This is a genomic window from Pseudomonas sp. TE3895 (assembly GCF_056278855.1).
The window spans coordinates 1915343-1935788 of the sequence record NZ_JBWBQE010000001.1; the positions used below are offsets into that span (position 1 = coordinate 1915343).

General features: G+C 62.8%; 19 protein-coding genes. 10 read left to right on the top strand and 9 right to left on the bottom strand.

What is annotated here, in order from left to right; all coding sequences use genetic code 11:
• Position 1: 1 nt before the first annotated feature.
• From ACZ889_RS08615 to ACZ889_RS08640, 6 genes are all read right to left on the bottom strand, one after another.
• Complete coding sequence (locus ACZ889_RS08615; RefSeq protein WP_003255257.1) at positions 2-1012, bottom strand: ABC transporter permease subunit; 1011 nt, start codon at positions 1010-1012, stop codon at positions 2-4.
• 91 nt (positions 1013-1103) lie between these two features.
• The gene (locus ACZ889_RS08620) at positions 1104-2714 is read right to left on the bottom strand and encodes an ABC transporter substrate-binding protein (protein WP_033726404.1); all 1611 of its coding nucleotides are present in this window, start codon (positions 2712-2714) and stop codon (positions 1104-1106) included.
• Between the two features lie 78 nt (positions 2715-2792).
• Positions 2793-4172: an OprD family porin gene (locus ACZ889_RS08625; RefSeq protein ID WP_143495753.1), complete on the bottom strand. Its 1380-nt coding sequence runs from the start codon at positions 4170-4172 to the stop codon at positions 2793-2795.
• 228 nt (positions 4173-4400) lie between these two features.
• Positions 4401-5993: an ABC transporter substrate-binding protein gene (locus ACZ889_RS08630; protein WP_476257312.1), complete on the bottom strand. Its 1593-nt coding sequence runs from the start codon at positions 5991-5993 to the stop codon at positions 4401-4403.
• Positions 5994-6139: 146 nt separating this feature from the next.
• Positions 6140-7765, bottom strand: coding sequence for an ABC transporter substrate-binding protein (locus tag ACZ889_RS08635; protein ID WP_476238793.1), 1626 nt, complete (start codon positions 7763-7765; stop codon positions 6140-6142).
• Between the two features lie 380 nt (positions 7766-8145).
• Positions 8146-8862, bottom strand: a complete 717-nt coding sequence (locus ACZ889_RS08640) for an SIMPL domain-containing protein (RefSeq protein WP_003255248.1) — start codon at positions 8860-8862, stop codon at positions 8146-8148.
• A gap of 202 nt (positions 8863-9064) precedes the next feature.
• Between ACZ889_RS08640 and ACZ889_RS08645 the strand changes: the two genes are divergently transcribed.
• The 7 genes from ACZ889_RS08645 to ACZ889_RS08675 all read left to right on the top strand — a co-directional run bounded on the left by ACZ889_RS08645 (position 9065) and on the right by ACZ889_RS08675 (position 14777).
• A complete protein-coding gene (locus ACZ889_RS08645) occupies positions 9065-10321 on the top strand; it encodes an ATP-binding protein (protein WP_014589781.1) in 1257 nt (418 codons plus the stop codon).
• Entirely contained in the window at positions 10321-10881 is a 561-nt protein-coding gene (locus ACZ889_RS08650; protein WP_003255244.1) for a response regulator transcription factor, read from the top strand. The genes ACZ889_RS08645 and ACZ889_RS08650 overlap by 1 nt, the downstream gene beginning before the upstream one ends.
• Positions 10882-10989: 108 nt before the next feature.
• Entirely contained in the window at positions 10990-12069 is a 1080-nt protein-coding gene (locus ACZ889_RS08655; protein WP_476257313.1) for a serine hydrolase domain-containing protein, read from the top strand.
• Positions 12066-12362, top strand: a complete 297-nt coding sequence (locus tag ACZ889_RS08660) for an amidase (RefSeq protein WP_319006662.1) — start codon at positions 12066-12068, stop codon at positions 12360-12362. The genes ACZ889_RS08655 and ACZ889_RS08660 overlap by 4 nt, the downstream gene beginning before the upstream one ends.
• 44 nt (positions 12363-12406) lie before the next feature.
• Positions 12407-12988: a YceI family protein gene (locus ACZ889_RS08665; RefSeq protein ID WP_003255241.1), complete on the top strand. Its 582-nt coding sequence runs from the start codon at positions 12407-12409 to the stop codon at positions 12986-12988.
• Position 12989: 1 nt separating this feature from the next.
• On the top strand, positions 12990-14147 hold the full coding sequence (locus tag ACZ889_RS08670) for a phospholipase D-like domain-containing protein (protein WP_319006663.1): 1158 nt from the start codon (positions 12990-12992) through the stop codon (positions 14145-14147).
• Between the two features lie 51 nt (positions 14148-14198).
• Complete coding sequence (locus ACZ889_RS08675; protein ID WP_003255238.1) at positions 14199-14777, top strand: DJ-1/PfpI family protein; 579 nt, start codon at positions 14199-14201, stop codon at positions 14775-14777.
• A gap of 30 nt (positions 14778-14807) precedes the next feature.
• On the opposite strand, the gene ACZ889_RS08680 is transcribed toward ACZ889_RS08675, so the two are convergent.
• Positions 14808-15206: a nuclear transport factor 2 family protein gene (locus tag ACZ889_RS08680; protein WP_003255237.1), complete on the bottom strand. Its 399-nt coding sequence runs from the start codon at positions 15204-15206 to the stop codon at positions 14808-14810.
• A gap of 115 nt (positions 15207-15321) precedes the next feature.
• Between ACZ889_RS08680 and ACZ889_RS08685 the strand changes: the two genes are divergently transcribed.
• Together ACZ889_RS08685 and ACZ889_RS08690 are read left to right on the top strand one after the other, a co-directional pair.
• Complete coding sequence (locus ACZ889_RS08685; protein ID WP_003255235.1) at positions 15322-15912, top strand: GNAT family N-acetyltransferase; 591 nt, start codon at positions 15322-15324, stop codon at positions 15910-15912.
• Positions 15909-16781, top strand: a complete 873-nt coding sequence (locus tag ACZ889_RS08690; RefSeq protein ID WP_319006664.1) for a carbon-nitrogen hydrolase family protein — start codon at positions 15909-15911, stop codon at positions 16779-16781. Before ACZ889_RS08685 ends, ACZ889_RS08690 begins: the two co-directional genes overlap by 4 nt.
• 119 nt (positions 16782-16900) lie before the next feature.
• Here the strand turns inward: ACZ889_RS08690 and ACZ889_RS08695 are convergent, their stop codons facing one another.
• Positions 16901-18424, bottom strand: a complete 1524-nt coding sequence (locus ACZ889_RS08695; protein WP_003255232.1) for a fumarate hydratase — start codon at positions 18422-18424, stop codon at positions 16901-16903.
• Positions 18425-18673: 249 nt separating this feature from the next.
• On the opposite strand from ACZ889_RS08695, the gene ACZ889_RS08700 reads away from it, so the two are divergent.
• On the top strand, positions 18674-19594 hold the full coding sequence (locus tag ACZ889_RS08700) for an iron-sulfur-binding ferredoxin reductase (protein WP_014860090.1): 921 nt from the start codon (positions 18674-18676) through the stop codon (positions 19592-19594).
• 42 nt (positions 19595-19636) lie between these two features.
• Here ACZ889_RS08700 and ACZ889_RS08705 read toward each other — a convergent pair whose 3' ends face one another.
• Positions 19637-20365 (bottom strand): phosphatase PAP2 family protein, encoded by a 729-nt coding sequence (locus tag ACZ889_RS08705; RefSeq protein ID WP_014860091.1) that lies wholly within the window; start codon positions 20363-20365, stop codon positions 19637-19639.
• Between the last annotated feature and the right edge of the window lie 81 nt (positions 20366-20446).

Sequence of the window (20446 nt, forward strand, 5' to 3'; positions counted from 1 at the left end):
CTCAGCGCTGATGACGGATGCGTGGGTTGGCCAGGCCGTAGAGGATGTCCACGACGAAGTTGACCAGAATCACCAGGCAGGCGATCAACAGGATGCCGTTCTGGACCACGGGGTAGTCACGGGCACCGATGGCTTCGATCAGCCATTTGCCGATGCCCGGCCAGGAAAAGATGGTTTCGGTCAGCACCGCACCGGCCAGCAGCGTGCCGACCTGCAGGCCGAACACGGTCAGTACCGGGATCAAGGCATTGCGCAGGCCATGGACGAACACCACACGGGCCGGCGACAGGCCTTTGGCGCGGGCGGTGCGGATGTAGTCTTCGCGCAGTACTTCAAGCATCGACGAGCGGGTCATGCGGGCGATCACTGCCAGCGGGATGGTGCCGAGCACGATGGCCGGCAGGATCAGGTGCATCACAGCGTCCTTGAACGCGCCTTCTTCATCGCTGAGCAGGGTGTCGATAAGCATGAAGCCGGTCTTCGGCTCGATGTCGTAGAGCAGGTCGATGCGCCCGGACACCGGGGTCCAGCCCAGGCTCACGGAGAAGAACATGATCAGGATCAGGCCCCACCAGAAAATCGGCATCGAGTAGCCGGCCAGTGATATGCCCATGACCCCGTGGTCGAACAGCGAACCGCGCTTGAGTGCGGCGATTACACCGGCCAGCAGGCCGACGACGCCGGCGAACAGCAGGGCGGCGAAGGCCAGTTCCAGGGTGGCCGGGAACAGGGTGAGGAACTCGCGCCACACGCTTTCGCGGGTGCGCAGCGATTCGCCAAGGTCACCCTGGGCAAGTTTGCCGACGTAGTCCAGGTACTGGACCGGCAGTGGCTTGTTCAGGCCCAGGCGTTCCATGGCCTGGGCATGCATTTCGGGGTCGACCCTGCGCTCGCCCATCATCACTTCCACCGGGTCGCCGGGGATCAGGCGTATGAGCGCGAAGGTCAGCAAGGTGATGCCGAAAAAGGTCGGTATCAGCAGGCCAAGGCGCCGGGCAATAAAACTCAACATTGTCGGGGTTACCTCATCAGGCCGTGGGGCGATCAGCCCGGTACGGCAGTGCCGCCGGTCCCCGTATGGGTGGCCGGCGGTCGTTGTTGTTCTACTTCACCTTGGTCGTGGCGAAGTTATTGTTGGTCAGAGGGCTGATCACGTAGCCCTCCACGTTGTCACGCATGGCCGTGAACACCTTGGGGTGGGCCATGCTGATCCAGGGTTGGTCGTCATCGTACACCTTCAATGCCTCGCTATAGAGCCTTGCGCGCTCGTCGTTGTCGATCACCTCGCGGGCACGGGTGATCAGCTCCTGGAATTTCGAGTTGCACCAGCGCGCGTAGTTCTCACCGTTTTTGGCGGCCTCGCAACTGAGCAGCGGGCCAAGGAAATTGTCCGGGTCGCCGTTGTCGCCTGCCCAGCCGGTGGACACCAGGTCGGCTTCGCCCTGCTTGGCGCGGCGCAGCATCTCGGCCCATTCCATCACGCGAATATCCAGCTTCAGGCCGATCTGCTTGAGGTCGGCTTGCAGCATTTCGGCGGACAGGCGCGGGTTAGGGTTGGTCATGCCGCCGCCGTTGCGGGTGAACAGGGTGATTACCGTGCCCTCGGGTACACCGGCCTGCCTGAGCAGGGCGCGGGCTTTATCGAGGTCGCGCGGTGGGTTCTGGTTGTGGGTGTTGTAGCCGATCATGGTGGGTGGGTAAGGGTTTACACCCACCAGTGCGTTGCCTTTGCCAAACAGTTGGTCGACATGGGTCTGGCGGTCGAAGGCCATGTTGATGGCTTTACGCACGCGCACGTCGTTGAGGTATTTGTGCTGGGTATTCATGGCGATGTAGCCGGTGACCAACGCTTCGGTCTCTGCGACCTTGAGCCTGGCGTCGGCCTTTATCGACGGCACGTCCTCGGGTTTGGGGTACAACGCCACCTGGCACTCGTTGGCGCGCAGTTTCTGCAGGCGCACGTTGCTATCGGTAGCGATGGCGAATATCAGGGCGTCGGCAGGCGGCTTGCCGCGAAAGTAATCCGGGTTAGGTTTGAAGCGGACCTGCGCATCCTTGTTGTAGCGCTGGAAGATGAACGGGCCGGTGCCGATCGGCTTGCTGTTCAGCGCTGCGGTCTTGCCGGCCTTGAGCAACTGGTCGCCGTATTCGGCGGAGTAGATCGAGGTGAACCCCATCGCCATGTCCCGCAGGAACGGCGCTTCCGGGCGGGTGAGGGTGATCACCACCGTGTGGTCGTCGGTTTTGTCCACCGACTTGAGCAGTTGCTTGAAGGCCATGCTTTCGAAGTACGGGTAGCCGACGCTGGTCTTGTCGTGCCATGGATGGGCGGGGTCGAGCTGGCGGCGCAGGCTCCACAGCACATCGTCGGCGTTGAATTCACGGGTTGGGGTGAAGTACTCGGTGCTGTGGAACTTCACCCCCTGGCGCAGGTGAAACGTGTAGGTCAGGCCGTCGGCTGAAATGTCCCAACGCTCGGCCAGGGCCGGCTGGATATCGGTGGTGCCGGGCTTGAAGTCGACCAGGCGGTTGAACAGGGTTTCGGACGCGGCATCGAAAGTGACCCCAGTGGTGTACTGAACCACGTCGAACCCTTCCGGGCTGGCTTCGGTACACACCACCAGCGGCTTGGCGGCCAGATGCGTGGCGCTGCCCAGTATCAGCGCTGCCAGGGTAAGGCGCAGCACTGGCGTTTTCCTGAAAGCTATCTGCATAGGTTGAAGTCTCCCTGCGTGCATTGATTCCAGCGTAGCTGCCACGGCCCGCAGCGAAACAGGCCGTGGCGCCCGCGCTCAGAGAATGTTGAACGGAATGGTGGTGACCACGCGGAACTCATCCAGGCTGCCATCGCCCTGGGCCTTGCTGGCGCGATGGGTGGTGTAGGTGGCGCGTATGCTGGTGTCTTTCAGCGGCCCGCTCTGCAGCGCGTAGCTGGTGCCGATACCCCACTCATAGTGGGTTTCGCCATCCAGGCCATTCACGTCGTAGGCAGTGCCGCGGTAGTGAGTGCCGTCGATACCCCAGCCGCGGGCGTTGTACAGGTTGAACTTCAGGCCAGGCACGCCATAGGGCGCCATGTTCAGCACATAGGAAATCTGCAGCGATTTCTCGTTGGGGCCGTTGAAGTCCGACAGCAGCGAGTTGGCCAGGAAGATGCCGTTGGTTTCGTGCAGGTAGTCGAAGTACTCATTGCCGTTGACCTGCTGCCAGGAGGCGCTGAGGGTGTGGGCCTGATGGGTCAGGCCCAGTGACAGGCTGTAGGTGTCGTTGTCGATCTTGCCCATTTTCTGGCTGCCGGCGTCGACGGTCTTGTAGTAGTTCAGGCCGGTGCTCAGGCTGAGCACTGCGCTGTCGCCGAGCACATGGTTGGCGCCGAAGTAGTACTGGTTCCAGAAGTCGTCGACCTTGGTGGCGTACAGGCTGGTACTCAGGCTCTTGAACGGCTGGTAGTTGATGCCGGCGGTGCTGGCACGGTCGGTTTCCACGCCGGTGGCGCTGTACTCGCTGCGGAACTTGCTGAGGCTCTGTTCGGTACGTGGCGAGACGCGGTCGAAGGTGCCCAGGTCGAGGCTGAGGTTGTCGAATTCAGCGCTGTGCAGGAACGCGCCCTGGAAGCTCGAGGGCAGGGCGCGGTTGCCGATGTAGGCGATCATCGGCGTGTCCACCGACTGGCGGCCAAGGGTAAGGGTGGTGTTGGACACGCGCGCCTTGATATTGCCCAGGCCCAGTTTGCTCCACTGGCCGATGGGGTCGCCATCGCTGTGGGTGAGGGTGCGGTTGTTGGGGCCGGCAATGGCTTCGCGGCTCTGCTGCAGGGCGATGGCGTTGTAGCCGGCAGCCTCGACGGCGAAGCCCACGGTGCCCTGGGTGAAGCCGGAGCTGTAATTGAGGATGGTGCCCTGGACCCAGTTTTCACGGCTGTGGGTGTCGTGGCGGGTGCCGTCGTTCTTGTAGTACTTCCACAGCGGCGCGCGTGCGGCACGTTCGCGGGCATACCAGTTGCGGGTGCTGCCGGACAGGCTTTGGCCGTCGATGAAGCCGCTGGCTTGCGCTTGCTCGCTGCTGCTTTTGAGGGTGAGCGGGAGGTAGTCCTGGCTCTGCGGATCTGCCTGGGCCACCGTGGAAAAGGCACCGATGGATAACGCCAGTGCGGTCAAGGTGAATACTTTCAAGGTTAAAGCTCCCTTTCTTTTCTAGTTATGGCCGGCCTTGTGGGCCGGGTGATTGCTGCGGTGTTGCCAGGGGTGCCGCGGGATCGCCGGGCAGAATCGGGGCGTTGTGTTGGCCGTTCTGGCCTCGTCGCGGGCAAGCTCGCTCCCACAGGTAGGGCGCAGTGTCCGAACCTGTCGAGATCCTGTGGGAGCGGGCTTGCCCGCGAAGAGGCCGGTACTGGCTAACGCTTAATCAACACTCACACCGGAAAAATCATTGCGCCCAAACGGGCTGACCTTGAACTGGGAAACCTTGACGCTAAGCGGCTGACTCACGGTGGAATGCGCCACCGGCGTAATCGGTACCTGCTGCTTTAGCCGCTGCTGGGCCTGCTGGTACAGGGCGGTGCGTTGCGTACGGTCGGTCACTTGCTTGGCCTGCTTGACCAGGCTGTCGTACTGCGGGTCGCACCACTGCGAGTAGTTGTTGCTGCCGATGGCATCGCAGCTGTAGAGGGTGCCCAGCCAGTTGTCCGGGTCGCCGTTGTCACCGGTCCAGCCGATCAGGGCGATGTCGTGCTCACCGTTTTTCATGCGCTTGAGGTATTCGCCCCATTCGTAGCTGACGATGCGCACCTTGAAACCGAGTTTGCTCCAGTCGGCCTGGAGCATTTCGGCCATCAGCTTGGCATTGGGGTTGTACGGGCGTTGCACCGGCATGGCCCACAGGGTGACCTCGGTGCCAGGTTTGACACCGGCCTGCTGGAGCAGCTGTCTGGCCTTTTCGGGCGCGTACGGGGCGTCCTTGATGCTGTCGTCATAGGACCACTGGGTTGGTGGCATGGCGTTGACCGCCCGTTGGCCGGCGTCCTGATACACCGCCTGGAGGATGGCTTTCTTGTTGACCGCCATGTCCATTGCCTGGCGCACTTCCAGGCGGTCGAAAGGTGGGTGCTGGGTGTTGTAGGCGATGTAGCCGAGGTTGAAGCCTGGTTGCTGGAGCACCTGCAGTGTGCTGTCGGCCTTGAGCGCCGGCAGGTCAGCCGGGCGGGGGTGCAGGGTGACCTGGCATTCGTTGCGGCGCAGCTTCTGGATGCGCACCGACGGGTCGGTATTGATCGAGAACACCAGGTTGTCGATCTTCACCTCGTTCGCTGCCCAATAGTCCTTGTTGCCCTTGTAGCGGATCTGCGAATCCTTCTGGTAGCGCTGGAACACGAACGGCCCGGTACCGATAGGCTGCTGATTGATGTCGCTGGGGCGTCTACTGGCCAGTAGCTGCTCGGCGTATTCAGCGGAGAGGATGGAGGCAAAACTCATGGCCAGGTTCTGGACGAACGCGGCATCGACGGTGTTCAGGGTGAACACCACGGTCAATGGGTCGGTCTTCTCGACGCGGGCGATGTTCTTGTCCAGGCCCATGCCGTTGAAATAGGGAAACTCGGTAGGGTAGGCCTGACGGAACCGATGACCCTTGTCGAGCATGCGGTTGAAGGTGAACAGCACATCGTCGGCGTTGAACGTGCGGCTCGGGCTGAAGGCCTTGTTGCTGTGGAACTTGACCCCTTCACGCAGGTGGAAGGTGTAGCGCAGGCCGTCGTCGGACACCTCCCAGTGCGTCGCCAGGGCCGGGTGCACGGCGGTGCCGCCACGTTCGAACTCGACCAGGCGGTTGTAGATGGGTTCGGCGGCGTCGTTGTCGGTGGCGCTGGTGTACTGGGCGGTGTCGAAGCCGGCGGGGCTGCCTTCAGAGCAGAACACCAGGTTGTTGGCCAGCAGGACCGGGGATTGGCTGACCAGGCCCAGAGCCAGCAGCGCGGAAAGGCGGGTAACGTGGCGCATGGCAAATCCTTTTTCATCTGTTCGCGCCGCCTCCGGGTACGAATGGCGGCAACAGTTCGCCGTCCCCGCAGCGTATGGCCGCAGGACGACATGAAGAGGTGGCGGGGGTGAAGGGCACCCGCGATTCAGCGGGTGCCTCAGTCAGCCTATTTGTCCACGCTGACGCCGTAGAAGGAATTCAGCGCGAACGGGCTGATCTTGAAGTCCTTCACCTTGGCGCTCATGGGCTGGTAGACAGTGGAGTGGGCGATCGGGGTGATCGGTACCTGCTCCTTGAGGATATGCTGCGCCTTCTGGTACAGCTCGGTGCGCTTGGCCTGGTCGGACGTGGCCTTGGCCTGCTTGATCAGGTCGTCGTAGGGCTTGTAGCACCACTTGGAGAAGTTGTTGCCATCGACGGCATCGCAACCGTAGAGGGTACCCAGCCAGTTGTCCGGGTCACCATTGTCACCGCTCCAGCCAATCAGCATGGCACCCTGTTCGCCACCTTTGGAGCGCTTGATGTACTCGCCCCATTCATAACTGACGATCTTCGCCTTGATACCGATCTTGGCCCAGTCGGACTGGAGCATTTCGGCCATCAGCTTGGCATTGGGGTTGTACGGGCGTTGCACGGGCATGGCCCACAGGGTGATTTCGGTGCCTTCCTTGATGCCGGCTTCCTTGAGCAGTTGCTTGGCTTTCTCGGGGGCGAAGGCGGCGTCCTTGATGCTGTCGTCATAGGACCACTGCGTGGGCGGCATGGCGTTGACCGCCAGCTGGCCGGCGCCCTGGTATACCGACTCGATGATCTTTTTCTTGTCCACGGCCATGTCCAGCGCCTGTCGGACTTTCAGCTGGGCCATGGGGTTGGCCTCGTTGCTGCCCTTGATCTTGTCCATCACGTTGTAGGCGATATAGCCGAGGTTGAAACCGGCCTGCTGCGGCATTTGCAGGTTCTTGTCGGCTTTTAGCGGCTCGATGTCGGCCGGGCGTGGGAACAGGGTGACCTGGCACTCGTTCTTTTTAAGCTTCTGCATGCGCACCGAGGCGTCGGTGGTGATGGCAAAGATCAGGTTGTCGATCTTCACGTCCTCGGGCTTCCAGTAGTCCTTGTTGCCCTTGAAGCGGATCTGCGCGTCCTTCTGGTACTTGCTGAACACGAACGGGCCGGTGCCGATCGGCTTCTGGTTGATGTCGGCGGCCTTGCCATTCTTGAGCAACTGGTCGGCGTATTCGGCGGACTGGATCGAGGCAAAGCTCATGGCCAGGTTCTGGATGAACGCGGCGTCCACCTCGTTGAGGGTGAACTTCACCGTGTGCTCGTCAAGCTTCTCCACCTTGGCAATGTTCTTGTCCATGCCCATGTCGGTGAAGTATGGAAACTCGGTGGGGTACGCCTTGCGGAACGGGTTGTCCTTGTCGAGCATGCGGTTGAAGGTGAACAGCACGTCGTCGGCGTTGAACGGGCGACTGGGCTTGAAGTAGTCGGTGGTGTGGAACTTGACCCCTTCACGCAGGTGGAAGGTGTAGGTCTTGCCGTCGTCGGACACTTCCCATTTGGTCGCCAGGCCCGGGATGACCGCAGTGCCGCCGCGCTCGAACTGGGTCAGGCGGTTGAACACGGTCTCTGCCGAGGCGTCGAAGTCGGTCCCGGTGGTGTACTGCCCCGGATCGAAGCCGGCTGGGCTGCCTTCGGAGCAGAACACCAGGTTGGATGCGGCAACGGCCGAAGGTGCGCCGCTGAGCAAGCCTGCACCCAGCAGGAACGGAATGACTGCGTGTTTGAGCATGGTGGCCTCATTGTTGTCATTTTTTGGATGAGGTGGCCTCGTGAGCCGACCTGCGGATACTTATGCAGGGGGTGTTCCCAATGCAACAGGTACAAGGATAGTTGGCGTCAGAAAAGTGGTACGACCGTACATGGATGTCGCATCGGTATAACTTTTGGCGAAGTTAAACGTTTGCGTAGGCAAAATGATGGCGTTTTGCGCGATGTTTCTAGGCAAGGGTAAACGTAGGACGCACCTTGATGGTGCGTAAGAAAGGTCTGAAAATCGTGAAAATGGCGCGTTCACCTGTAGGAGCGGGTTTACCCGCGAACACGGGCGAAGCCCGTGCCATCCACCGCCGTGTCTTGCTCGCGGGCTCCCACAGATGATGCGTGGACGCCTTATGGCATCTGCACTTCGATCAGGCCATCGGCATTCATGCTCACTTCACTGGTGCCCGCCTCGATATCTGGCGCCGGTGCCGCTTCATCAGCCCCCATGGCCTTCATCGCCATCGGCGCGCTACGCAAGTACGGGCGCGGGTAGCCGCTGCTGTTGAGGTTCAGGCTCACCACTTTGTAGCCTTTGCCACCCAGCGCTTCAGTCGCCAGTTGCGCGCGTGCCTTGAAGGCATCGACCGCATCCTTGAGCAGAGCATCCTCGCTGGCCTTGCGCGTGGCCGGGGCGATGGAGAAGTCCATGCCAGCCATTTTCAGCTCTTGCAACAAATCGGCGGTAAGCTGGGACAAGGCCGGGAAGTTGGCGCTTTCAAGGCGCAGTTCCGCGCGTTCGCGCCAGCCGGTAATTTTCTGGCCCTTGCTGTCATACACCGGGTAGCTGTTGCGGCTGCCTTGGCTGATCTTCACGTCCTTGACCTGGCGTGACTGCTGCACGGCCTTGTTCATGGTTTCGGTAATCTGCTTGGCGAGCTTGCCCGGGTCGCTGTTCTGCGCTTCGCTGTACAGGGTCACGACCATCAGGTCGCGCGCCACTTCCTTGCTGACTTCGGCACGCAGCGATACCTGGTTGAAACGCGGTTCATCGGCGGCCAGTGCCGGCAGGCTGGCGAGCAGGCCGCAAGACATGATCAGGGCAGCGCCGCGACGTGGGATTTGCATGTGGTACTCCTTGGCATTTAAAGGCGTGGGGGCTGGTCATCCATTCCACGCATGGCCCATAAGACCGGCAACAGTGTAGTGGGTTCAAAAGTGCCATCATGAACCTGTGACAAAGTGTGGCGCTTTGCCGCATCGCTGCAGCGAGGCGCCCGGCTTCGGTATACTCCAGCCGATTTTTCTGGAGCACTCATCAGGAGAGCTCATGCTCGCCGCCGTACAACCGTTGTCCGCTACCCGCCAGAACCTCTGGCGCCTGACCGTCATTCGGGTCCTGGTCCTGGCTGCCCAGGCCGGCTCGGTGGGCGTTGCCTACTGGACCGAACTGCTGCCGTTGCCCTGGCTGTCACTGGCCGGCACCTTGGCCTTGTCTTCGTTGCTGTGTGCCTTCACGGCCCTGCGCCTGCGGCTGTCGCTGCCCGTCACCGAAATGGAGTACGCCCTGCAGCTGGCCTGTGACCTGCTGATCCACAGTGCCTTGCTGTATTACTCCGGCGGCTCGACCAACCCGTTCGTGTCGTATTACCTGGTGCCGCTGGCGATTGCCGCGGTGACTTTGCCGTGGCTGTATTCGCTGATCCTGTCGGGCATTGCGCTGACGGCCTACAGCTTGCTGCTGGTGCAGTTCTACCCGCTCGAAGGGCTGCCGATGGCGCGGGACAAGATGCAGGTCTACGGCATGTGGCTGAGCATTGCCCTGGCGGCGGCTGTGATCACCTTCTTTGCCGCGCGCATGGCCGAAGAGCTGCGCCGCCAGGAGCAGCTGCGTTCAGAGCGGCGTGAAGAAAGCCTGCGCGACGAGCAACTGCTGGCTGTGGCAACCCAGGCCGCCGGTGCCGCCCATGAACTGGGTACGCCGCTGGCGACCATGAGCGTGCTGATCAACGAAATGCGCCAGGACCACACCGACCCGCTGTTGCAGGAGGACCTGCAGATCCTCCAGGATCAGGTAAAGCTGTGCAAAGAGACCTTGCAACAGCTGGTGCGCGCAGCCGAAGCCAACCGGCGCCTGGCCATCGTGGAGCAGGATGTGACTGCCTGGCTGGACGAGGCGCTCAACCGCTGGCACCTGATGCGCCCGGAAGCCAGCTACCGCTTCCAGCGCCTGCGCGACGGCAAGGTGCCGCGTCTGGCGCCGCCGCCAGACCTGACCCAGGCGTTACTGAATCTGTTGAACAATGCCGCCGATGCCTGCCCTGATGATCTGGAGGTTCGCCTGGACTGGGACGCCCAGGACATCGTCATCAGTATCCACGACCATGGTCCTGGTGTACCGCCAGCCATTGCCGAAGCCATTGGCAAACCTTTTATTACCACCAAGGGCAAAGGCTTCGGCCTGGGCCTGTTCTTGAGCAAGGCCAGCGTGACCCGTGCGGGCGGCTCGGTGAAACTCTATAGTCATGAACAGGGTGGCACCCTGACCGAACTGCGCCTGCCCTATGGCAAGCGAGGAGATGAATGATGAGCGAAGAAAACCAGGTCGAAAGCGAAGAGCTGCCGCACCTGCTGCTGGTGGATGACGATGCCACCTTCACCCGGGTCATGGCCCGGGCCATGAGCCGTCGCGGTTTCCGTGTGAGCACTGCCAGTTCTGCCGAAGAAGGCTTGATTCTGGCCCAGCAGGACCTGCCGGACTACGCCACGCTGGACCTGAAGATGGATGGCGACTCCGGCCTGGTGCTGCTGCCCAAGCTGCTGGAACTGGACCCGGAAATGCGCGTGGTGATCCTGACCGGGTACTCGAGCATTGCCACCGCAGTGGAGGCGGTCAAGCGCGGTGCCTGCAACTACCTGTGCAAGCCGGCTGACGCCGATGACGTGTTGGCAGCACTGCTGTCGGAGCACACCGACCTGGATACCCTGGTGCCGGAAAACCCGATGTCGGTCGATCGCCTGCAGTGGGAACACATCCAGCGCGTGCTGAACGAGCATGAAGGTAATATCTCGGCTACCGCGCGGGCGCTGGGCATGCACCGACGGACGTTGCAGCGCAAGCTGCAGAAGCGGCCGGTTCGGCGCTGATTCTGTATTGATGATGTTGGCCTGTTCGCGGGGGCATCCGCTCCTGCGACTGTGAGCGCGGGCTTGCCCGCGAAGGGCTGCAAAGCAGCCCCCATCAAGGCGAGCACGATGAAGGTACTGTTGGTCATCCTTGCGCTGGTTGTAGGTAGCGCCAAAGCTGAAGACTGGCCTGACCCGCAGTGGCAGAACGACCCTGCCACCCTCGACTGGCAGGCCGTCGACGCTTACGCCTTTCCTGCACGCTCCCCCTCAGAGCGCAACGGCATCCGCACGGACGCTCTGCTGATCATCCGCGACGGGCGTATCCTCCACGAGCGCTACACCGCGCCCACCCGTGCCGCCACCGCGCACCTGACCTGGTCGGTAAGCAAGAGCGTACTGGCCACGATAATGGGCGTGGCCCAGGGCGAAGGCCGCTTCCAGCTGCAAGACCCGGTCAGCCGCTTCTATCCACCCATGCGCGCCCACCCCGGCGTGCGCGTGGCCGACCTGCTGCACTGGGCCAGTGGCCTCGAGTGGCAGGAAGACTACGAATACGCGCCGCTGAAGTCCTCGGTGGTGGCCATGCTGTATACCCATGGCCGCGCAGACATGGCTGCCTACGCGGCGGCGCAGGGTGCCGCCGCCAGCCCCGGTCAGCGATTCCTCTACTCCAGCGGCGACAGCAACCTGCTGGCCGCCGCGCTGCGCGGCATGCTCGATGCCGGGCAGTACCCCGACTACCCCTGGCACGCACTGTTCACCCCGTTGGGTATCGGCAGTGCGGTGTGGGAGCGTGACCGGGCAGGCACCTACGTAGGCTCTTCCTACCTCTACCTCAGTGCCCGCGATTTGGCCCGTATTGGGCTGCTGATGCAGCGCGACGGGCGCTGGCAGGGCCGACAATTGCTGCCCAAAGCCTGGGTCGTCTTCAACCGCACCCCGTTTGCCCAGGCCCAGGCGCTGCCTGGCGAGGCCATCCCGGGTGGCCACTGGTGGCTCAACCAGCCGCTGGCTGGCGCCGAACGGCCTTGGCCCAGTGCACCGGCAGACACCTTCGCCGCCCTTGGCCACTGGGGGCAGGCGTTATATGTGCTGCCTGAGCAAAAGCTGGTGATCGTGCGCTACGCCGATGACCGCGACGGCAGCTATCGACACGACGAATTGCTCAAGCGGGTGCTGGCGGTACTGGCCGGGGAGGGGGCATGAAGCGGTTATTGCTGCTGGTGCTGGCAGCGCTCCTGTACTGGGCCTGGCAGGAACGCCAGGCGCTGGCGGACTTCCCCGGCATACTCTCGGCCTACTCGGCCAAGGAATACTGTTCCTGCCGCTTTGTCATGGGCTTCGACAAGGTGTACTGCCAAGGGTACGTGAAGCAGTGGCTGCCACTGAGCCTGCTGGAGGAAAACAGCCAGCAGCAGCGAGTCACCGCTGAAGGCCTGGGGCGGCGCAGCCAGGCGGCCTGGCAAGGCGCGCGTGAGGGCTGCCGCTTGCTGCCATGAATACAGGCGGGTAAGGTTGGCGGCCTGGTTTCACGAGATCTGTCATGTTCAAGTTGCCCCGTCTGCTGCCTGCCTTATTGCTGGCTTTGTGCCTGCCCGCTCATGCCAATTGGCACCTGGATGGCGAATCTTCACGGCTGTCGTTCATCACCGGCAAGAACGGCGACACCGCCGAAGTGCATCGCTTTCTGGTGTTGCATGGCACGGTCGATCGCAAGGGTATGGCCGGGTTGAGGATCGAGATGGACTCGGTGAGCAGCGGTATTCCGCTGCGTGACGAGCAAATGCGCGACAACCTGTTCGAGGTCGAGCGCTTCGCCGAGGCCACCGTGAAGGCACAGATTGACCTGCAGCCGATCAATGACCTGGCCGACGGTGCACAGATCGAATTGCGCCTGCCGCTGACGGTCACCCTGCATGGCCAGTCGCACAGCTACAATGTCCTGTTGCTGGCCACCCGCCTGGATGCGCGGCGTTTCCAGGTGGTGACCCTTGAGCCTCTGGTGCTGCGCGCCGAAGATTTTGGCTTGCTGCCGGGGCTGGAAAGCCTGCGCAAGTTCGCCAGGTTGAAGTCCATCAACCCGTCGGTACCGGTTAGCGCGGTGCTGATCTTCACTGCGCGCTGACATGGCGGGGCCGGTCTTCCCCTGGCGTGATGGCAATCAGTTCGAACTGCTTATCGACGGCCCTGAGTTCTTTCCGCGCATGCTCCTGGCGATCATGCGTGCCGAGTTCCAGGTTGACCTGGAGCTGTACCTGGTCGAGGCCGGTGCCTGTGCCGAGGCGGTGGTCGACGCGCTGGAGCAGGCTGCCCGGCGTGGCGTGCGGGTGCGGTGCCTGTTCGATGACTACGGTTCATTGGCCTTCAACAGCGCGTTGCGTCAGCGCCTGCTGGACGCTGGCGTGTACTTGCGCTGGTATAACCGCCTGCGCTGGAAGCGTGGCCTGCGTAACCTCTACCGTGATCATCGCAAATTGCTACTGGTTGACGAACGTTGGGCAGTGGTGGGGGGGACGGGCGTTACCGACGAGTTCTGGACGCCGGGTGAGGCGACCAGCGAATGGCACGAAGTGATGGTGCAGATGCAGGGGCCGGTGGTGAGCGACTGGCAGTTGCTGTTCGACCGTCAGTGGCAAGCCAACAACCGCCGCACCGCCTGGCGCCCTGCTGAAGGCTTTGGCCTGCCGCGTCTGCCCAAGGTGCCTGCGCAGGGGCAGGGCATGGGCCGGGTCGCTTATGCCGACGCCCGCCAGCACCAGGACATCCTGCACGCGCTGGTACGGGCGCTGAACAGCGGCCAGAAACGGGTGTGGCTGGCCACGCCGTACTTCCTGCCGACCTGGAGCGTGCGCCGTTCGTTGCGCCGGGCTGCCAGCAAGGGCTTGGACGTGCGTCTGTTGTTGACCGGTCCGCGCACCGATCATCCCTCGGTACGCTACGCCGGGCATCGTTACTACCCGCGTCTGTTGCGCGCGGGCGTACGGATTTTCGAGTACCAGCCGTGCTTCCTACACCTGAAGATGGCTGTGGTAGACGACTGGGTCAGCGTCGGTTCGTGCAACTTCGACCACTGGAACTTGCGCTTCAACCTTGAAGCCAACATCGAAGCGCTGGACCCGCCGTTGACTGCGGCGGTGGTGGCCAGCTTCGAGCGCGACTTCGCCCAGAGCGAGGAAGTCGACCTCGCCCACTGGCATGCGCGCCCTTTGTGGCGCAGGGTGAAGCAACGGATCTGGGGCTGGCTCGATCGGTTGGTGGTCAACTTCCTCGACCGCCGTGACTGACAGCGGCTATCGTGCAGTGACTATTCACAGTTAACCGAAGGAGTGGGCGAGATGACGGCGAAGAAAATTCTCATGCTGGTGGGCGACTACGTCGAAGATTACGAAGCGATGGTGCCGTTCCAGGCCTTGAGCATGGTGGGCCACACGGTGCATGCGGTGTGCCCGGAAAAGCTGGCGGGGCAGACCGTGCGTACCGCGATTCATGACTTCGAGGGTGAACAGACCTACAGCGAAAAGCCAGGGCACAATTTTGCCCTGAATTATGATTTCGTGCGGGTGCGGCCCGAGAGTTATGACGCGCTGCTGATCCCAGGTGGCCGCGCGCCGGAGTACCTGCGCCTGAATGAAAAGGTGTTGGACCTGGTGCGGGCGTTCGACCAGGCCGGCAAGCCGATTGCGGCGGTGTGCCATGGGGCCCAGCTGCTGGCAGCGGCAGGGGTGCTGGAGGGGCGTGAGTGCAGCGCGTACCCGGCATGTGCGCCAGAAGTGCGCCTGGCGGGTGGCACGTTCATCGACATCGCGGTGGACCAGGCGCATGTGGATGGCAACCTGGTGACCGCACCGGCATGGCCCGCGCACCCGGCCTGGCTGGCGGCGTTCCTTCAAGTGCTGGGCACGCGTATTGTCTGACAGGTTTGATTGAATTGGCAGCGGGTTGCTTCAGGCAACCTGCTCCACCCAGTCATTGAGGTTGTAGTAGTTGGTCACCCGGGCAATCTTGCCACAGTGAATATAGAAGAACGCCCCCGCCGGCAGCACATAGGTTTGGCCGTTTGCCGTCGGCAGCCCTTCGTCATCGGCCAGGTATTGGCCATGCACGGTGAACTCCGCCGCCGCGCGGCTGCCATCGGCGTTCTGCATCACCACGATGTCGGCCAGGCGCTCGCGGTAGCAGCGGTTCATCTTGTCCATGAACGCGGCGAACCTGGCCTTGCCCATCTGACGCTCGCCCTGGTTGATGTCGTGGATCACGTCTTCGCTGAGCAGCGCCAGAAAGCCCGGCATGTCACCCGCGTTGAAGGCGGCGTAGTAAGCATTTACCAGTTCGGTTGCGGTCATGGAACATTTCCTGTCGTGTAGGGAAAAGGCGGGTCGTTACCTCGGATGATAGGGTTTCCCCTCAAGCCCGGCTTAGCCGAGCGCGTCATCCACATCGACAAAACGACCGCCAAACATGGAAATACGCCTGTTGCACGGTGCCGCTATCGCGCCTTACATCGATGACCTCGCTCGCCTGCGCCTTACTGTGTTCCGCGAGTTCCCCTACCTGTACGACGGCACCCCGGAGTACGAGGCCGACTACCTGGCCAACTATGCCCGCTCCGGGCGCAGCCTGGTTGTGCTGGCGCTGGACGACGGCAAGGTGGTCGGCGCCTCTACCGGCCTGCCGTTGGTGGATGTCGCGCCCGAATTCCAGCAGCCATTCCTGGCCCAGGGGCGCGACCCGGCCAGTGTGTACTACTTCGGGGAGTCGCTGGTGTTGCCGGCATACCGCGGTCAGGGCCTGGGGGTTCGCTTCTTCATCGAGCGCGAGTCCTACGCACACAAACTGGCCGAGTTCGATTACTGCGCGTTCTGCGCGGTCGAGCGACCTGGTGCGCACCCGCGACGGCCAGCCGAGTACAAACCCCTGCATGGCTTCTGGCGCAACCGCGGCTTCCTGCACGACCCATCGCTGCGTACCACCTACGCCTGGCGCGACCTGGACGAGCAGGAAAGCTCCGACAAGCTGATGTCGTTCTGGCTCAAGGCACTGCCGATATGATCCGCCTGGCAGCCTGCCAGTACGCCATCGAGCTGCACGAAACCTGGGACGCCTACGCCGACCACCTGCAAGGCCTGTGCGCCGAAGCGGTGGAGGCGGGGGCACGCTTGCTGCTGTTGCCGGAATACGCCGGGCTGGTGCTGAGCGGCCAGCTGAATGCCGGGCAGCGGGAAGACCTGAAGGCTTCGATTGCCGGCATCCAGCCGCTGATCGAACCTTGGAAAGCGTTGTGCGAGAGCCTTGCCCGACGCTGGGGGATCTACCTGCAACCGGGCAGTGTGCCGGTGCTGGACAGCGATGGGCGCTACCGCAACCGTGCCTGGCTGTTCGGCCCCCAAGGTGTGCTGGGTTATCAGGACAAACTGATGATGACCCGCTTCGAGCGCGAGCAGTGGGACATCGCTGCAGGCCAGGGGCTGCAAGTTTTTGAAACCGAACTGGGGCGCTTGGGCATCCTGATCTGCTACGACAACGAGTTTCCGATGCTGGCCCGCCGCCTGGCCGAGAGAGGGGCCGACCTGATCCTGGCGCCGAGTTGTACCGATACCGAGGCCGGCTACCACCGGGTGCGTATTGGCGCCCAGGCGCGAGCCCTGGAGAACCAGATTGCCGTGTTGCAGAGCCCTACGGTGGGCGTGGCGCCCTGGTCGCCGGCATTGGACGAGAATATCGGCCGGGCAGGCTTGTTCGTACCGCCGGATCACGGGATGCCGGGGGATGGGGTGGTGGCGTTGAGTGAGCAGTTGAACCCGAACTGCAGCCAGTGGCTGGTGTGTGAGGTAGATCTGGAGGAAGTGCGGCGGGTGAGGCGGGAAGGGCAGGTGTTTACCTGGCGGGACTGGCCGGAGCAGTTCGAGAGAGTCCTGTGATGGCCGTGGCGGCGTCTTCGCGGGCAAGGCCGCCCCACAGGTAACGCGTAGCCTTCTGGCTTGCGCTGTACGTGTGGGAGCGGGCTTGCCCGCGAAGCCGCCGCCGCAGTTACATCAGGTTACTTCACTTCGACGGCCAGGCTTTCGGCAATCTTGCTCTGCCACAGGGCAGGGCCAGTGATGTGTACCGACTCGCCGTTGCTGTCCACAGCGACGGTCACCGGCATGTCCTTGACCTCGAACTCGTAGATCGCTTCCATGCCCAGCTCGGCGAAGGCCAGTACCTTCGACTTGCGGATGGCCTGGGCGACCAGGTAGGCAGCGCCGCCAACAGCCATCAGGTACACGGCCTTGTTGTCCTTGATCGCCTCGATGGCGGTCGGGCCACGCTCGGACTTGCCGATCATGCCCAGCAGGCCAGTCTGCTCAAGGATCTGGCGGGTGAACTTGTCCATACGGGTAGCAGTGGTCGGGCCGGCTGGGCCTACCACTTCGTCACCCACCGGGTCGACCGGGCCGACGTAGTAGATGAAGCGGCCTTTCAGGTCTACCGGCAGCTCTTCGCCACGGTTGAGCATTTCAACCATGCGCTTGTGCGCGGCATCGCGGCCGGTCAGCATCTTGCCGTTGAGCAGGATGGTTTCACCCGGCTTCCAGCTGGCCACTTCTTCCGGGGTGATGTCGTCGAGGTTGACGCGACGGGCGCTTGGGCCGGCTTCCCAGACGATTTCCGGGTAGGCGTCCAGCGACGGCGCTTCCAGTTCTGCCGGGCCGGTGCCATCAAGCACGAAGTGGGCGTGGCGGGTAGCGGCGCAGTTGGGGATCATGCACACCGGCAAGGACGCCGCGTGGGTCGGGTAGTCCATGATCTTGACGTCGAGCACGGTGGTCAGGCCACCCAGGCCCTGGGCGCCGATGCCCAGCTGGTTGACCTTGTCGAACAGCTCCAGGCGGATTTCTTCCAGGCGGTTCTGTGGGCCACGGGCTTTCAGTTCGTGAATGTCGATGGACTCCATCAACACTTCCTTGGCCATGACCGCGGCCTTCTCGGCGGTACCGCCGATGCCGATGCCGAGCATGCCAGGCGGGCACCAGCCAGCACCCATGGTCGGCACGGTCTTCAGTACCCAGTCGACGATCGAGTCGGACGGGTTGAGCATGGCCATCTTCGACTTGTTTTCCGAGCCGCCGCCCTTGGCTGCGACATCGACTTCCACCTTGTCGCCGGGGACGATGGAGTAGTGGATCACTGCCGGGGTGTTGTCCTTGGTGTTCTTGCGGGCACCGGCCGGGTCGGCCAGGATCGAAGCGCGCAGGACGTTTTCAGGCAGGTTGTAGGCGCGACGCACACCTTCGTTGATCATGTCGTCGACGCTCATGGTGGCGCCGTCCCAGCGCACGTCCATGCCCACGCGGATGAACACGGTGACGATACCGGTGTCCTGGCAGATTGGACGATGGCCGGTGGCGCACATGCGCGAGTTGATCAGGATCTGGGCGATGGAATCGCGTGCAGCAGGCGATTCCTCACGCAGATAGGCCTCGTGCATGGCCTGGATGAAATCGACGGGGTGGTAGTACGAGATGAATTGCAGGGCGTCGGCGACGCTCTGAATCAGGTCGTCTTGCTTGATCACGGTCATGCAGCGCGCTCCTCTTAAAGACGGGAACATTCAAAAAGACGCTCGACATAGCCGACCAGCACGTCGAAGCGCCTTGCAAGGCGCCGGCAGGTCAGGCCGACGGAAAAAGGCGCGGCAGTATAGCGCGCATCGGTGCCCGGCACACCTGCGGCCGGTCTGGACCATGGTCGGCAGCGTGTAGGCATCTATTTTGCTGGTGTGCGCTGCTTGGCTTACAGTGAGCCTTGGATAGCAGGAGATGTACCGAACATGCCCGAAATTTGCGTGGGCGAGCGGCGCTGGGTGGTGCCTATTGGCAGCAACCTGCTCGATGCCCTCAACGAGGCGGGGCTTAATGTGCCTTACAGTTGCCGCGCCGGCAGTTGCCACGCCTGCCTGGTGCATTGCCTGGACGGGCAACCGGCAGACGCTTTGCCCGAGGCATTGGCGTTGGAGAAGCACGCCCAGGGCTGGCGCCTGGCTTGCCAGTGCCGGGTGGTCGAGGACCTGCGTGTGGCGCTATACGACCCCTTGCTGGGTGGTGTACCGGCACAGGTCTGTGCGTTGGACTGGTTTGGCGATGTATTGCGCCTGCGGTTGCGCCCCGATCGGGTGGTGCGTTACCAGGCGGGGCAGCACGTGGTGCTGTGGCTAGGCGCGGTTGCTCGGCCTTATTCCTTGGCCAGTCTGCCGGGTGAGGACGATTTTCTCGAGTTTCATATCGATTGTCAGCGGCCTGGTGCCTTTTGCGACAAGGCGCGTGGTCTGCAGGTCGGCGATCAGATGCGTTTGGGGGAGTTCAGAGGCGGAGCCCTTCATTACGACCCTGATTGGCAGGAGCGGCCGCTGTGGTTGCTGGCTGCGGGAACCGGGCTGGCGCCGCTCTGGGGTATCTTGCGCGAAGCGTTGCGCCGGGGGCATCGGGGCGAAATCCGGGTGGTGCATGTGGCGCGGGATCCGGCTGGGCACTATCTGGCGGAGAAGCTGCTGAAGCTGCCCGGGGTGAGTGTCGAGCTGGTGCTGGTGGAGCATGTGGATGAAGCGTTGGCCGGGATGCGGCTGTTGTCGCGCCAGACGGTGGCGCTGCTGTGTGGGGCACCGGGGAGTGTCGAGCGGTTTGCCCGGCGGATGTTCATGGCAGGGGTACCGCGGGGGCAGGTGTTTGCTGATGTGTTCGTCGAGCATGCCTGAGGGTCGCCTTGAAGTGCGAAGGGCCGCAAAGCGGCCCCTCTTTCATGCGGCGCTGCGCTCGGCGACGGGCACCTCGGCCTGCCCCCGCCGATAGAGAACCAGGTAATACGACCCCAATCCGATCAACCAGCAGAACACTGCCGTCCACACATTGTGCGACAGGAAGTGCGCCCCCTGCATCATCCTGCCCACCGACAGTACCGACCCTGCTATCAAGGCCACTGCAAATGCCACCCGCGCCAGGCGCGGCTTGCGATCACGCAGCATGAAGAACAAGGCGAACAGGCAGAAACCGGTCGCTGCATGCCCGCCCGGCCAGCACAGCCCAGGCTTGTCGGTAGGCGGCCGTGGTTCCAGCAGCTTGCTGTAGGTTTCGGTGCCGCCAAACTGGGTCAGGCTCCAAGGGCACTGCACCTGGGTGACTTTTTTCAGCGGCGTGACAAACGCCGTGGACAAGCCCAGTGCCAGCGCCAGGCAGCCCAGTTCACGGCGCCAGCCAAACAGGCGCTTCCAGAAAAAGCTCGCGGCAAAGGTCAGCAGCGATATCACCCCCAACAGGATCACCACTTGCTTGACCCGGTCATGCAGGATGTTTTCCAACAGGTAACTGTGGCGGCCAATGAACTGCCCGGCAGCGGGGTCGAAGAACAGGTTGGCGACATCCATGTCGACCGAAGTCAGCTCCAGCAGGATCAAGGCCAGCGCAGTCGCCAGGGGAATACCCAGGTACAGCCAGTAGTTGATCGGGCGAGGGCGGGTGCGTTGCTGCATGACGGCTCCAGGGCGCGAAAAAGAACGGGTATTGTCGGCCGCCCGCTATCCTGTGTCCGTGAAGGATCAGTGAAAAAACCG